General features: G+C 62.0%; 12 protein-coding genes. All 12 read left to right on the top strand.

The genetic code is table 11. The features are described 5' to 3' along the window. Positions 1 to 34: 34 nt before the first annotated feature. Complete coding sequence (locus ACOQOT_RS01205) at positions 35 to 1207, top strand: mandelate racemase/muconate lactonizing enzyme family protein (RefSeq protein ID WP_420560568.1); 1173 nt, start codon at positions 35 to 37, stop codon at positions 1205 to 1207. Between the two features lie 10 nt (positions 1208 to 1217). Further along, positions 1218 to 2291 carry a DUF2817 domain-containing protein gene (locus ACOQOT_RS01200; protein WP_420560567.1) on the top strand — a complete coding sequence of 358 codons (1074 nt, stop codon included), beginning with the start codon at positions 1218 to 1220 and terminating at the stop codon, positions 2289 to 2291. A gap of 4 nt (positions 2292 to 2295) precedes the next feature. Continuing rightward, a complete protein-coding gene (locus tag ACOQOT_RS01195; RefSeq protein ID WP_420560566.1) occupies positions 2296 to 3543 on the top strand; it encodes a hypothetical protein in 1248 nt (415 codons plus the stop codon). Between the two features lie 1994 nt (positions 3544 to 5537). After that, positions 5538 to 6488, top strand: a complete 951-nt coding sequence (locus ACOQOT_RS01190; RefSeq protein WP_420560565.1) for an ATPase, T2SS/T4P/T4SS family — start codon at positions 5538 to 5540, stop codon at positions 6486 to 6488. Next, positions 6485 to 6940, top strand: coding sequence for a hypothetical protein (locus ACOQOT_RS01185; protein ID WP_420560564.1), 456 nt, complete (start codon positions 6485 to 6487; stop codon positions 6938 to 6940). The genes ACOQOT_RS01190 and ACOQOT_RS01185 overlap by 4 nt, the downstream gene beginning before the upstream one ends. Beyond that, on the top strand, positions 6940 to 8727 hold the full coding sequence (locus ACOQOT_RS01180) for a type IV secretory system conjugative DNA transfer family protein (RefSeq protein ID WP_420560563.1): 1788 nt from the start codon (positions 6940 to 6942) through the stop codon (positions 8725 to 8727). The genes ACOQOT_RS01185 and ACOQOT_RS01180 overlap by 1 nt, the downstream gene beginning before the upstream one ends. Continuing rightward, positions 8714 to 8935, top strand: a complete 222-nt coding sequence (locus tag ACOQOT_RS01175) for a hypothetical protein (protein WP_420560562.1) — start codon at positions 8714 to 8716, stop codon at positions 8933 to 8935. Before ACOQOT_RS01180 ends, ACOQOT_RS01175 begins: the two co-directional genes overlap by 14 nt. Further along, on the top strand, positions 8928 to 11087 hold the full coding sequence (locus ACOQOT_RS01170; protein WP_420560561.1) for a zincin-like metallopeptidase domain-containing protein: 2160 nt from the start codon (positions 8928 to 8930) through the stop codon (positions 11085 to 11087). The genes ACOQOT_RS01175 and ACOQOT_RS01170 overlap by 8 nt, the downstream gene beginning before the upstream one ends. Before the next feature lie 133 nt (positions 11088 to 11220). After that, positions 11221 to 11493: a hypothetical protein gene (locus tag ACOQOT_RS01165; RefSeq protein WP_420560560.1), complete on the top strand. Its 273-nt coding sequence runs from the start codon at positions 11221 to 11223 to the stop codon at positions 11491 to 11493. Further along, on the top strand, positions 11462 to 11989 hold the full coding sequence (locus ACOQOT_RS01160; RefSeq protein ID WP_420560559.1) for a hypothetical protein: 528 nt from the start codon (positions 11462 to 11464) through the stop codon (positions 11987 to 11989). Before ACOQOT_RS01165 ends, ACOQOT_RS01160 begins: the two co-directional genes overlap by 32 nt. An 82-nt stretch (positions 11990 to 12071) precedes the next feature. Continuing rightward, positions 12072 to 12431, top strand: a complete 360-nt coding sequence (locus ACOQOT_RS01155; protein WP_420560558.1) for a plasmid mobilization protein — start codon at positions 12072 to 12074, stop codon at positions 12429 to 12431. Further along, positions 12428 to 13792 carry a TraI/MobA(P) family conjugative relaxase gene (gene traI / locus ACOQOT_RS01150; protein WP_420560557.1) on the top strand — a complete coding sequence of 455 codons (1365 nt, stop codon included), beginning with the start codon at positions 12428 to 12430 and terminating at the stop codon, positions 13790 to 13792. The genes ACOQOT_RS01155 and traI overlap by 4 nt, the downstream gene beginning before the upstream one ends. Positions 13793 to 13873 lie beyond the last annotated feature (81 nt).

Below are 13873 nucleotides of genomic sequence, written 5' to 3'. Positions count from 1 at the left end.
TGACGCCGAGCGCACCGCAACCGGAAAGGCCCGCATGACCGACGATACAATCATCCGAATGGAACTCACGGAAGTGGCCATCCCGTTCAAGGAAGAAGTCCGCGCCGTAATGGCGGGATCTGAAAACGGACTTGGAATGGCCATCGCAGCCGAGGAACCCTGGCTTGGCGGCGACTTCGTCATTTGCCGTCTTTTTAGCCGCTCGGGCAAAACGGGCACGGGGGAAGCGTTCGTCTGGCTGCCGGAATCGGGCGTATCGCCGCGTCAGATCGTGCAGTCCATCGAAAGCGACATGGCCGCCTATGTCCTAGGCGAATCCGCCTTCAACACCAACCGTATCGCGGTCCGGTTAGAGCGGAACATCGCGCGCAACGAAATCGCCAAGGGCCTGATCGACAGCGCGTGCTTCGAACTCAAGGCGCGGTTGCTCGGCCGCCCCGTTGCCGATCTTCTGGGCGGCGCAGAGGCTCAGCGCCTGCGCCTTGCCGCATTGATCCCGCTGCTCGACGACACGGAAACCATGGTGGGTCTGGCCAGACATTGGCAGGAGCAAGGTTGCCGCACCTTCCGCATCAAGCTGGGCGCGGGCATTCACCGCGATGCCGGGATCATGCGCGCGATGCGCGAGGCGCTTGGCCCGGAGGCGAAGCTGCGCGTCGATTACAATCAAGCCTATAGCGCCTTCGATGCCGTTGCCGCGATCAAGGCCATTTTGCCCTTCGGTATCGAATTGATCGAGCAGCCTTGCAAAGCCGCAAACTTTCTCGCCTTTGCCGAAGTGCAAAAGCGCGTGTCCGTGCCGCTTATGGCGCATGAGGGATGTTTTTCTCTGGAGGAGCTGCATCAACTGCACGCGCTTGGCGGGATCGGCGCGGTTGGCATCAATGGCGAGCGGCCGGGCGGTGTCACGGCGGCGGTCAAGGCCATTCATTTCGCCGAACAGAACGACTACGGCGTCGTCATTCATAACCAGCCCTCGGGCATCGGGTCAGCATGGCAAGTGCATCTGGCCGCTGCCTTCCATTCTTCCCTGCGCTACGAAATGGAACTCTTCGGCCATGTGATGCTGGAGAGCGACCTTCTCAAAACGCCGCTTGTCTACAAAGACGGACATGTGCTGCTGCCGGACGGGCCGGGCTGGGGCGTGGAAATCGATCCCGCGGCACTCGAAAAATATGCGGTGCGCCCAACCACGATTATCGAATGAAGGGGTAGCGATGCTTGATCTGAAAACAATGGCAAAACGCTATCACGCCGCACGGGCGGCATTCCTGGACAATGCGGAGCGGGCAGGCTGGAAAACCGAGAGCATTCTTCATCCGCTGCCGGGCCCGGATGGCGGGCCGCTTCACATGGATCTGGCCTTTTGCGGTGATCCGGAGGCGCAAGACCTGCTCATGATTTCCTCCGGCACGCATGGCATTGAAGGCTATCTTGGATCGCAGATCCAAAGCCGCCTTCTCGAAGAAGGCATTGTCGGCACGACGCGCGACGACTTGCACACGGTGATGGTACATGCGGTCAATCCTTACGGCTTTGCCTGGCACCGCCGGGTCAACGAAGACAATGTCGACCTCAACCGCAATTTCATCGATTTCGGCAAACCTTTGCCCGTCAACGAAGGCTATAAGGATTTCTATGACATCCTCAATCCGCAGGCATGGGATGAAGGGCATAGCGCGCGGCTTAAACAGGAAGCGGCGGAGGCCATTGCGCGCATGGGTCTCGCCGCGGTTTTTCAGGCGGTGAGCGGCGGGCAATATGCCCATCCTGAAGGGCTGCAATATGGCGGGGTGGAACCAAGCTGGTCACGGCGAACGATAGAAGCCCTTTGGGCGCGCTTTATGGCTGGCAAAATCCGGGCAACGCAAATCGACCTCCACACCGGGCTAGGGGAGGCCGGGAACGGTGTCCTGATGACCTATGGCGAGGGCAGCCAGCCGCGCATCCGGCGGGCGCGCGCGATGTGGGGCGACATCCTCGTCTCGCCCCCGGCGGATGGACCGGACGTTCTGGCCCAGGGCGTGCTCGGGCCTCATCTCGAACGCCTCTTTCCAAAAGCTGAAGTGCTGGCCGTGGTGCTGGAATACGGCACCGTAGCTCCGGAGGATGTGGTGGCGGCCATCGCGGCGGATAATTGGCTGCACCGGTTCGGCGATCTGGAAAGCGTGCAGGCCGGACGTATCAAACAGATGATGCTTGATGCTTTTTATTCGGACGCACCGGGTTTCGCAGAGAAAACCTATAAGCGGGCATGGGACGTGGTTAGCGCCGCTTCAAACGCCGGATAAGCCCATGCAGCCCGAACACTTCGCCTCACTTCCCGCGCTAATTACCTCGCAAAAACCGAGCGAGGCGCATCTGTGTTTCTGTCCCGCGCATGTGCACCGCCAGGTGGCCAAATTTCACGAAAGCTTTCCGGGCAGCACGGCCTGGGCCGTGAAAGCGAACCCGCATCCGGTGGTGCTGCGCGCCATCATCGAAGCCGGCATCCGGGAATTCGATGTCGCCTCGCGCCAGGAAATCGATCTTGTCCGGGCCGCGCTCCCCGCCGCTGTGCTGCATTTCAATAACCCGGTCAAAGCACCGGAGGACATCGCCCATGCATTGGCAGCCGGTGTGCGCAGCTTCGCACTCGATTGCCAGGAAGAGCTGGAAAAGATTGCCGCACTGGCTGCCGGAGCCGGCGTTCCGGCGCGCAACATTCTGCTTAACGTACGCTTCAAAGATGCAGCGGCGCGCGGCACGGACAATTACAATTTCCACGAAAAATTCGGCGCGACGCCGGATGAGGCAAGCCATCTCTTGCACCGGACGAAGGGGCTTGGGTTCCGCGCCGGGCTCACCTTTCATCCCGGCTCGCAGAACCGCAATCCCGCCGCCTATGAAGAGATGATGCGCCTTGCCCATGCTATCGCCGGGCGCGCGCTCGGCCCGGACATGGCCGGGCTCGATCTTCTGAATGTCGGCGGCGGCTTTCCCTGCCACTATCCGGGCGGCGGCGAGCAGCCGCTAACGCATTATTTCGATTCGGTTCGCCGGGGCGCCGCGCTCTTTCCTTGTCCCGTGAGCTGCGAGCCGGGGCGGGCGCTCGTTGCGGACAGCATCAGCCTTCTTGCCCGCATCAATCTCAGGCGCAGCGGCGACAACCGTCTTTACATCAATGATGGAATTTACGGCTCCTTCATGGAACTGCCTTTCGTCGACTTCCATCCTCCTGCGCGCGCCTACCCCCATCATCACCATCCCCCAGGGCACACGGGTGCAAATCCGCCCCGCCGTGGACTGGTACATCGCCAAAGCCGAGTAGTTCACCCAATCCGAGTAGTTCAAAGGAGTCCCCCCAAATGCTTAAGCTGCTCAAATCCTCCCTTGCCGTTTCTTGTGTCGCCTTGTCCTGCATGGCCGGGCCGGGCTCTGCCGGCGCGGCCGAGCCATCTGCCAGCACACCGGCCGAGGCTGGCGGGCAGGAAAGCGCTGCAAGCCCGAATGTTCAGGAGCTTGCCCGCAAGGTTGAGATCGTCACACGCACGAAGGGTCTAACGGCCGTCCCTGAGAATGAGCCGCAGCCTATCGACCTCTCTTTGGTGCGGGTGCCTGGCGCGGCCTCAAGCCTCACCGAAGGCGTCACGGCCAATGCCTATTCGCGCTATGTGAAGGTGGACGGGCAGCTTGTCGGCCAGCTCGTGCTCTCCAGCGTCCAGAAGGACGGTAAAGTCGAGGCGCTCAATACCGAGAACTTTGTGGCGCAGTTCACGCTGGAGCGGCCGGAGCTTGATGCGGCCTCGGTTATCAATGTGGAAGGCAATGGCGATGAGCTGATTGCCGCTCTTGAGCGCCTGGCAGAAGAAGACGATGAAGCAGAAGAGCGGGAGACGGCGGAAGCGGCGAATGCGGCAAGCGGTGCGCCTTCTAATGCAGCCGAGAACAAGGACGCTGCCGGGTATCAGAACCCGGCGCCGCTCGATGTCGAGCCCGCCTCCATCCCGAATATCCGGGTGACGAATGAGGGCTGCCAGGTGCGGGTGGATCTGACGCAGCAGGTTGCCATTCAGCAGGCCCGCGTTGAAACCGAAGAAGACGGCCGCGTCACTTACTCGGAGTGCGAAGACGGCAATGATCGCTTCCCGCTCCAGAAGTCCTATGCGGTGTGCGGGGACAAAGTGGATATCGAGGCCCGTCTTGCCCAGGCGCAATATCTTCTCTTCTACACGGATGCAGGCGGCAACCGGCAGGAGGTGAGCGACTGCGCGCCCGATGAAGAGCAGGTCTTCCCGATCACGGAGAAGCGCGGGGCCTGCACGGTCTATCTTGATTACTCTAAGCAAGAAGCCGTCCCGCAGGCAGCGCTCACTTATCTCAATGCCAGCAACACGGAAGTGCAGGTGCGCGGGTGTGAGCCTTCGCTTGAAGCTGCCGCCGTGCCGCTGCTGCGCAGTGTCGAGGGCTGCACCATTCGCCATGATTTTGCGGCCAGCCGCTCGTTCCGGCAGAGCCGCTATACCTATGAGCTGGACGGCGCGCTCTGGCAGGCGGGGCCGTGCTCGGATGACGGAACCGAATACGCGCACCGGCAGGTCTATGAGACGACAGGCGGGGCGCTGGTCTGCGAGCCTATTGTCAGCCGCGACCTTGGGACCGTCACGCATCAGTCCCGCGTGCAGATCGATCTTGAAACCGGTCCTCAGTTCATTACCGAGTGCAAGCCTGACAGCAGCGCAAACGCCCTCGTTGCGACGGTGGAAGGGTGCACGAACCCGGCAAGCTGGACGCACGATGTTTCAGCCGGGGTCTCTTACGGGCAGGAGCGGTTCTATTATGAGCGCTCCGGCACGCGCACATTTGTCTCTGAATGCGTGAACTCCGAGACGGTCTATAACCATCAACATACCGTCTCCGGCTGGCAGAACCATGACGGCCAGCTCTATGCCTACCGGCTCACCACTTTAAGCATCGACACGCCGCAAGGGCCTTACACGGTGCTCTCCTCTGAAGTGCTGCCAGGCGCTGAGGAGGAGCCTTACGTCTATGAGGGCCTCACCACGAAGCTCGATGGCACGGGCTGGTATGAGGGCTGCACGGAATATGCAGGCCAGGACTCGGTGAAGCTCTACCGACGCCCTGATGGAACGCCTTACGAGGTCGTGGTCGGCGATGCCGCCCCGGTGAACAAAGGCAACAAGTGCACTGTCTCTGCCGAGAGCCGCACGGTCTATGCCTTCACTGAATGGGAAGGCGGGGGCAACGGTTATTACCTCGGAGCTGGATGCACCAATCACCCCAACAATTGCCCTTGGCGGTCCTATTGGCACCAGTTGCCTCAGTCCCGGCAAGTAACAGGCCTCAGCTCCTACAACGGCTGCGCGACGCTGGGTCAAGGCGTGAGCATGACCCATTACGACCGCCGTCAAAGCCGCCAGGTGACGCAGTTCCCGGACGGCACAAGGCAATATGGCAGCTGGGCGAACGAAGGCTCCCCTTATGTGCGCGTTGCAAAGAGTTGCGCAGGTCTTGGGATCATCAACTAGGAGCCGGTCATGCTGCATCCCAATCCGCTATTCCGGCAAATCTTGGGGCCCCTCTCGGTGCATTACGATGACCCGGCCACGGTCGAAATCCGCATGAGCGGCCCCGGCTGCGTCGTGACCGAGCGCCGGGGCGAGGGCAAGCGCCGGGTGGCAGATGAGGGTCTGACACTCGCCGTGATCGAGTCGATCGCCCGCTCGCTGGGCAATCATTACGGGCTCACCTTTGATGCAGATGAGAGCCCGAAGCTCTCCTGCATCTTGCCGGAAAGCCATCGCTTCGAGTGCCTGGTGGGACCGTCTGTGCGCACCGGGCTCTCGCTCGCCATCCGCTGCAAGCATCCCTTCACCCCCGCCTGGGAACAGGCGGGGGTAAGCCCGGCTGTCCGGGAGTATCTGACGGAAGCCATCCAGAGCGAAGCCAACATGATCATTGCCGGGGCCACCAATACCGGCAAGACGACGCTGCTCAATATGCTGCTGGAGACGATCGATGCGAACCGGCGGGTCGTTGCGGTTGAGGATACGCCGGAGCTTCATATTGAGCGCTTCTGGGATGGGGTCGGGCTCATTGCAGCGCGCGAGGCCGGGACCGGCGCGGGGCTTCTCGACTGGCGCCAGCTCTACGATCATCTGATGCGCATCACGCCGGACCATATCCTCTTCGGCGAAATCTCAACCCAGAACGCTTTTGCCGCGCTTGCCGCCCTCAACTCAGGGGTGACCGGCTTCATGTGCACCATCCATGCGGAAAGCCCCTGGCAGGCCATCCACCGGAAGTTCGATCAGAACATTGCCTGGTCGGGGGCTGCCATGCCGCGCGTGCCGGAGTTCCTCATAGAGCTTGTGGACGTGGTGGTGCAGATCAAGCGCAGCGCGGACGGGTTCCGGCGCATTACCGATATCTGGGAGCCGCGCCGGGACCGCTGGGTGATGAAAGACGGAAAGGAACAAACCGCATGAACACACTCGATCCTTCTACCGCGCTTGGTGTGGTTGCCGGGGCACTCCTGGAGCTTGCCCCTGCAGGCGGAGCGTTTGAGGCGTCCGGGTTCAAGGCAATCTTTGTGGCAAGCGGCGGCCTCTCCGCAGTCCTTTTGGGGCTATGGATCCTGCTCTCGATGCGCTTGCCGCGTCCCTCGCAAGCCGCCGCCTTTGTGGCGGGTCTGTGTTTTTTGTGGACCGCGCTCATTCTCACGCTCGATGCCTTCCTCGCCGTGCAAGACCTGCCGCGCCTTTCCTGGGCTGCGCTTGTGATCGGATATGCTGCCTTTGCCGGTATGGTTCCAGGCTATTTTGCGGCCTTCCTGACGGCCGGTCTCTTCCGCATGGTCGGTCATGTGCTCGCGTCCGGCGCACAGAAGCTTGAGACCCGGGTAAACACCTGGATCGAGGCAAGAAAGGCAGGCCGGTAATGCTGGCTGCGCGTCTTGCCCTTGTCGCCGTCTTTGCTGTCGTGATCGCGGCCGTGCTTCTCCAGTGGCACTGGTCCATTGGCTTCGACCCGCTGGATGCGCGCTGGTGGGAGTGGGCCTTTAAGAGTGCGGCACACCCGGCCGGTCTTCCGGCCGAGATGGTCTCGGCCGCGATCTGGACGGGGAGCGCGGGTGTGCTTGCCATGCTGGGCGTGGCGGCGCTTGCGGCCCGTGTCTCGGCCCGCACGCTCTCAGGCGCACGGGACGCTGATGAGCTGCACGGCACGGCGCGCTGGGCAACCCGCAAAGACGTCAAAGCCGCAGGCCTCTTCTCCGAGAAGGGCGTCACGGTCGGCGGCTGGAAAGAGCCACTGCGCACCCGCACGCTCCGCCATGACGGGCCAGAGCATGTCATGGTCTTTGCGCCCACAAGAAGCGGTAAAGGCGTGAGCCTTATCTTGCCGACGCTTTTGACCTGGCCCGAAAGCGTCTTCGTGCTCGACATCAAGGGCGAGAACTTTGCCCTGACCGCGGGATGGCGGGCTTCCCAGGGGCACCGCATCCTGAAGTTCGAGCCGACCAGCCCCGATTCAACCGTGCGCTTCAATCCCTTGGCCGAAGTGCGGCTCGAGGGCGGCCGGGACATTGCCGACTGTCAGAACATCGCCGCCATGATCATCGACCCGGACGGCAAGGGCCTTCGGGACTATTGGCGCCAGGAAGGCTGGACCTGGCTCTCGGTGGTCATCCTGCATGTGATCTACCGGGTGCTTAGAGATGAAGGCCGTGACGCTTGCCTCGATGATGTGAACACCTTCGTCTCCGGCGTCATCGAGGAGGGCACGGGCGAGGATAACTTCGAGGCGCTGCTCGATGACATGATCGGTTTTGAGCATGGGGTGCCCCATGTCGATAAAGAGGTGCGGCGCGGGGCGGCGCGCATGAAGATCAAGGCGCCGCAGGAACGCTCCGGGGTGCATTCCTCGGCGATCACGCAGTTGGCCCTCTATGCCGATCCCATCATTGCGGGGAACACGGCAGAGAGTGACTTTGCGCTGGCCGATCTCGTCAATGGGGAGAGGCCCGCCGCGCTTTATCTCATCATCCGGCCCTCCGATATCGACCGGCTGCGGCCCCTCATCCGCATCATCATGAACATCCTTCTGCGCCGTCTGACCGAGCGGATGGAGTTCGAGGGCGGCAAGTCGATCGACACCTACAAGCACCGCCTGCTTCTGATGCTCGACGAGTTCACCGCGATCGGCAAACTCGAAATCTTCGAACGGGCCCTTGCCTTTATGGCGGGATACGGTCTCAAGGCCTTTGTGGTGGTTCAGGACATTGCCCAGCTGCACCAGGCTTATGGGCGGGACGAATCCGTCATGTCGAACTGCCATGTGCGCATCGCCTTTGCGCCGAACCGCATCGAGACCGCCAAGCTCCTCTCCGACATGACCGGCAAGACGACGGTGGTGCAAAAGCAGCGCTCGCGCTCCGGCAGGCTCGGCCAGCCCGGCTCCGTCTCGGACTCTCTCAGAGAGACCGGCCGCCCCCTGCTCACCCCAGACGAGTGCATGCGCCTCAAGGGCATCGAAAAGCACGGCCACAAAACCCGCCCCGGCGAAGCGCTCATCTTCTCAGCCGGTTCCCCGCCGATCCGGGGCCTGCAGCGCCTTTACTTCCAGGACAAGGAGCTGGCGCGCCGGGCCGCGATCCCGGCGCCGCCCGTCCTTCCCCAATCACCCGCGCCCTCTCTGCAACAGGAGACCCCCCATGAGAGAGACTGACGATAGTTCTGCAATCGGTGAGACGGTCTGGCGCCGTCTGGCCTCGGCCACGATCCCGGCGCTTGCCGTGAGAGGCCCAATTGCCGTCGATCCCGACCTTGCCGATGAGATGGGCGCCTTTGAAGAGACCGCGCTCTCTGAAGAGGACGCGCTCGACAGCCTGATGGACGACATCGCGCTCTCCGCTGAGGGAGGCGCCCATGGCTGAGGCACAACAGAAAGGCCCAACCTGGCGGGAGACCGTCATCGAGGAGCTGGTGCGGCATATCGAGGAAGGGACTGCCCCCTGGCAAAAGCCCTGGGACCCCAATCTCATCCGGGACCGGGCGCATAACCCGGCAAGCGGCACCGCCTACAAGGGCATCAACTCGATCTGGCTCGATCTGCAGCCTTACGCGGACCCGCGCTGGATGACCTACCGTCAGGCTTCGGCACAAGACGCCCAGGTGCGCAAGGGCGAGAAGGGCACAAAAATCGAGTTCTGGAAATGGGAAGAGCGCCAGCAAAAGCTGAATGAAGCCGGCCAGCCGCTGACCGATAGCGAAGGCAACGCGCTTTATGAGACCTACCGGCTCGAACGGCCGAAGGTCTTCTATGCGACCGTCTTCAATGCCGAGCAGATCGATGGGCTGGAACCTTACAAGGCCCCCGAGCGCAGCTTCGAGCCTGTGGAAGAAGCCGAAAAGGTGCTGGCGGGCGGCGGCGTGCCCATCCATCACGACCAGAGCGACAGGGCCTTTTATGCCATCAACAAGGACGCCATCCATCTGCCGAGGCAAGAGGCGTTCGGGACGACCTATGAGTATTACGCCACGGCGCTCCATGAGCTGGGGCACGCGACCGGCCATGAGAGCCGTCTGAGCCGGGAGTTCGGCGCCTTCGGATCTGAGACGTACGCCCGTGAAGAGCTGAGGGCGGAGATCGCCTCCTATCTCATCACGACGGAGCTGGGGCTCGGGCACTTCCCGGAGCGCCATGCGGCCTATGTGCGCTCCTGGGCAAACACCATCAAGGAAGACCCCGCCGCGCTCTTCCGCGCGGTAAGAGACGCGGAGAACATCCGCAGCTGGGTGCTTGAACCTGAAAAGCGCCTCAGCCTTGAACTCTCCCACAAAAAGCGGGCCGAACAGGCCCAGGCGCTCGGCTCAGAACCCCAAAAGGAGGCGCAATTGGACACTCCCGGCGGCGCGGAACAAGAACCGCCCAAGCGCATCTATCTTGCCGTCCCTTATGAGGAGAAAGACGCGGCCAAGGAACTGGGCGCCCGCTGGGACCGGGGCCGCAAATCCTGGTATGTGCGCGCGGGGACCGATCTTGAGACGGTGGCCAAATGGCTCCCTCAAGAAAACGCCCCAAAGCGCGAGGCGCCCTCCGTCTCGCCGCAGGAGGAGTTTGCGGAAGCTCTGGAAGCGAACGGCCTCAAGCTCAAAGGCGCGCCGCAGATGGACGGCAAATGGCACCGGGTCCCAGTCGAGGGTGACCGCAAGGGGCAGCTCTCCGGCTCCTACCGGGGCTTCCTGGACGGGCGGCCTGCCGGGCAGATCATGAACTACAAGACCGGCGAAAAGGCCGTGCAATGGGTGGCGACGGGCTCAAGGCTCGACCCGGAAGAGCTTGCCCGTGTGAAGGCCGACTCCCAGGCACGGCGGGCGAACCTTGAAGCGGAGATCGCTGAAACCCAAGCCAGGACCGCCAAGCGCGCCTATGCCGTCTATATCAACGCGGAAGAAGCCCCGCAGAACCACCCCTACCTTGAGAGAAAACAGGTCAAGGGCCATGGGCTCAAACTCGACGAGAACGGCAATCTGCTGGTCCCCATGCGTGATGAGAAGGGCTTCCTCTGGAACCTGCAGGTGATCAAGGAAGACGGCACGAAACGCTTCCTCAAGGGCGGGCGCAAGACCGGCCTCATGCATGTGATCGGAGAAGGAAACGGGCCGCTCATTATTGCGGAGGGCTATGCGACGGCCGCCAGCCTTGAGAAGGCGAGCCGCCGCCAGGTCGCTGTCGCCTTCGATGCCGGGAACCTTGGTCCCGTCGCCGAAGCGCTCAAGGCCAAAGAGCCGGAACGGGCCCTGGTGATCGCGGCCGATGATGACCACGGCAAGGAGCGCAATGCGGGCCTTGCGCGGGCGCGGAAAGCGGCCGAGGCCGTGAATGCCGAGCTGATCGTGCCGCCGCTGACGGAGGCCGAGAAGGCCAAGGGCCTCACCGACTTCAACGACATCGCGCAGGAACGGGGACCGGAGGCGCTGGAAAAACTTCTGCCCGAACTTGTGAGGACGCGAGGTCAGGAAACCCAGAAGGCCGCGTCCCCGGCCAAAGCCCGCTCGGGCGAGGCATTGGGGCTCGGGGTCTGAGAGCACACACCGGCTGGCGGCGCGGGCTCGTGCCGCCAGCTCCTTCTTCTTTAAAAACGACGCATCCCACTGGCCCGCACGGGCCGGCAAAGCTAGACTGAACTTCATGAGATTCGACGCAAAGGAGACCCCCATGCCGAAAAGCTACTTGAGCGAAGCAAAGCGCCAGGAACTGCTGGCGGGCGGTCTCTCGCAGAACGCTCTTTATGTCGTCGAATCCCAGGCCGCCGATGATGCCGATGATGGCGAAACCGCCTGGGCCTGGCTTGCTCTTGCCGAAATCCCTGCATCTGCCCTTCTCGCTGCAAAGCGTGTGAACGGGGCGGACTGGATCAGGGCCAAGGGACTGCGTACCGAGACAGCGGAAGCAGCCTATGGCAAAGACTGGCTTAATCGAGAGATTTGAGAAGGCCTTTCTACGGGAAAGAACGCTCACAAGTGAAGTTGACCGCACCCCGGCCGCCCGGGAACGGCAGGAGACACGTGCGCAGATCCTCGATCTCGTAAAGGAAGCCGGAAAAAGCGGTGATCTGGAGGCCATCCTCGCCGCAGAACGCCGCTTCCTGGAGAACGACAGGGCGGAGTATGTCAGCAGCCGGGCGATGCGCTCCAGCCTCGATGTGGCGCTGGCCGAGCTCAAGATCGCCGAGCGGCATATTGAGCTGGTCAAGGACCCGGCCCAATACAGGCTCATAGACGAGGCGCACAGCCTGCCCAAGCGCCGTGTCGGCGGCCTTCCGAAAGACGAGGCCCGCCTCTTCTTCGGCTCTCATGCCACGCGCCTCCTCAATCAGGACAAATCCCGGCTCGACCGCCAAGAGAAACAGATCATCGAGGCGCGCAAGCAGAACATGCGCGCGGGCGCCAAGCTCTATGAGGCGCGCCAGCGCCAGGCTCTATGAGGCGCGCCAGCGCCAGGCGCTGGGGCTTGAGCCCGCGCCAGACAAGAAGCGCGGCCGCAACCAAGGTATGGAGATGTGAACGATGGCAACCAAGCAATACCGCCTCTCCGTCACGCTCACGCCGGAAGAACGGGAGCATATCGATGAGCTTGCCGGAAAACTCCATCTGAACCGCTCGGAAGTGGTGCGTCGCGTTGTGCTGGCGAAGCGCCTACCGGACGCCACCGACTTCGTAGCCTGGCAGGGCATAAGGGACCTTATGAAGGTGAATGCGGACCTCGCCCGGCTGGGGAACCTCTTCAAGCTCGCGCTCGATGAGGAGCCGCCGGAAAGCCTGATAGAGCGGCTGGAGGTCCTGGCGGCCGAGATTGCGGAAACACAGCAGCATCTGAAAGCCGCGGCTCTGGAGATCCGCGCCCTCGTGCAACGGGGGCGCGCATGATCGCTCGGCGCCTGCCCAAGGACGCCAAGATAGCCGACAACTTCACGGCGCTCGGCAAATACATCGCGGCAGCCCAGGAGGAAGGCGAGAAGCTTGATCAGTTCTGGATCGTGGGTTGCGATGCCGGTGAGGAGCTGGGTGATCTCGATGTGGCGCTCGCCGAGATCGAGGCGGTGCGCAAGCACAAACCCGAGACGAAGAACAAGACCTATCATTTGCTCGTGTCGTTCCGGCCGGGCGACCAGGAAAAGCTCTCAACCGAGGCCCTTAAAGACATCGAGGCCGAGTTTGCAGGCGCGCTCGGTCTCTCGGATCATCAACGGGTTGCGGGCACGCATATCAATACCGACAACTTCCACATGCATGTGGCCTATAATCTCGTAAACCCGCAGACCCTCAAGATGGCGTATCCGCGTCACGACTTCAAAGCGCTCGCCAAGACCGCTCGCTCCCTCGAGCAGAAGTACGGCCTGGCGATCGATCCCGGCATGACGGACGGCCTGGAGCGCAAGAAGGAGGGCCTCTCACTGCAAGCCCAGGATTATGAGCGGCATACCTGGCAGCAATCGTTCCAGCGCTACATGCTGGAGAGCAAGGCGGAGATACTGGAAGAGATAGAGAAGGCGCCGGACTGGCAGGCTCTCCATGAGAGCCTCGCTCACCACGGCGTCTCACTTCGCAAGCGGGCAAACGGCCTGGTCTTTGTCGAGGCGCGGGAAGGCAAGCAGGCGATGAAGGCGAGCGCCTTTGATCGCTCTACTTCAAAACCGGCGCTGGAGAAGCGGCTGGGACCGTTTGAGCCGATGAAGAAGGAAAGAGAGGCCAGGGTCGCTCGCTCGATGCCGGCGCGGCGCTATAAGGCCCGGCCGATGCTCAAGGGGCATCCGGCAACAGGGGTTCTCTGGCGGCGGTACCTGACAACGCGACGGGCCGCTCCAAAGCGTCCGGGGATCATCGGCAGAGCGATCGGAAACTGGAAACAGTTCTTGCTGGCGGAAGCTTATAGCGATCCGATGGCGATCGTGCTGATCCTCGCGCACCAGGAAATGCTTGGCTTGCTGCTACTTGACGGCCCCGGCCGCAGCTCCGCTAAAACAGTGTCCAAGGCGCTTGCCGGCCCCCTCATGCGCTGGCGGCAAAACGCCCAAGCAGACAGAAAGGATATCTGGAAAGTAACGAAACCGGAATCATCGAAAATTTGGGTCACAAACCTCGATGATGGAAATGGAAACACAGCTCAATTGCGACGCAACGAAAAGAATATGGTGGTTGGATTACTTCTAAAATTCGCTGATGGTCTCTATTTATCAACGGGCGCAGCCCGACAGATTGAGCGGGACCGCGAACAAAAACTATACTGATATCGATGGGTGGGGCAATCTATCAGATCACGAATTTACACTGGAATACATGTGCAGAGAATATTCCTGCGCCGTTCTTCA

Origin of the sequence: Tepidicaulis sp. (assembly GCF_965222285.1) — a bacterium.
Lineage (GTDB): Bacteria > Pseudomonadota > Alphaproteobacteria > Parvibaculales > Parvibaculaceae > Tepidicaulis.
Note: the sequence above shows the minus strand (reverse complement) of the source record. Positions and strands in the feature narration are given on the sequence as shown.

Coding starts and splice junctions, on each gene's coding strand:
- ACOQOT_RS01205 (WP_420560568.1), top strand. CDS start 35: ATGACCGACGATACAATCATCCGAATGGAACTCACGGAAGTGGCCATC.
- ACOQOT_RS01200 (WP_420560567.1), top strand. CDS start 1,218: ATGCTTGATCTGAAAACAATGGCAAAACGCTATCACGCCGCACGGGCG.
- ACOQOT_RS01195 (WP_420560566.1), top strand. CDS start 2,296: ATGCAGCCCGAACACTTCGCCTCACTTCCCGCGCTAATTACCTCGCAA.
- ACOQOT_RS01190 (WP_420560565.1), top strand. CDS start 5,538: ATGCTGCATCCCAATCCGCTATTCCGGCAAATCTTGGGGCCCCTCTCG.
- ACOQOT_RS01185 (WP_420560564.1), top strand. CDS start 6,485: ATGAACACACTCGATCCTTCTACCGCGCTTGGTGTGGTTGCCGGGGCA.
- ACOQOT_RS01180 (WP_420560563.1), top strand. CDS start 6,940: ATGCTGGCTGCGCGTCTTGCCCTTGTCGCCGTCTTTGCTGTCGTGATC.
- ACOQOT_RS01175 (WP_420560562.1), top strand. CDS start 8,714: ATGAGAGAGACTGACGATAGTTCTGCAATCGGTGAGACGGTCTGGCGC.
- ACOQOT_RS01170 (WP_420560561.1), top strand. CDS start 8,928: ATGGCTGAGGCACAACAGAAAGGCCCAACCTGGCGGGAGACCGTCATC.
- ACOQOT_RS01165 (WP_420560560.1), top strand. CDS start 11,221: ATGCCGAAAAGCTACTTGAGCGAAGCAAAGCGCCAGGAACTGCTGGCG.
- ACOQOT_RS01160 (WP_420560559.1), top strand. CDS start 11,462: ATGGCAAAGACTGGCTTAATCGAGAGATTTGAGAAGGCCTTTCTACGG.
- ACOQOT_RS01155 (WP_420560558.1), top strand. CDS start 12,072: ATGGCAACCAAGCAATACCGCCTCTCCGTCACGCTCACGCCGGAAGAA.
- traI (WP_420560557.1), top strand. CDS start 12,428: ATGATCGCTCGGCGCCTGCCCAAGGACGCCAAGATAGCCGACAACTTC.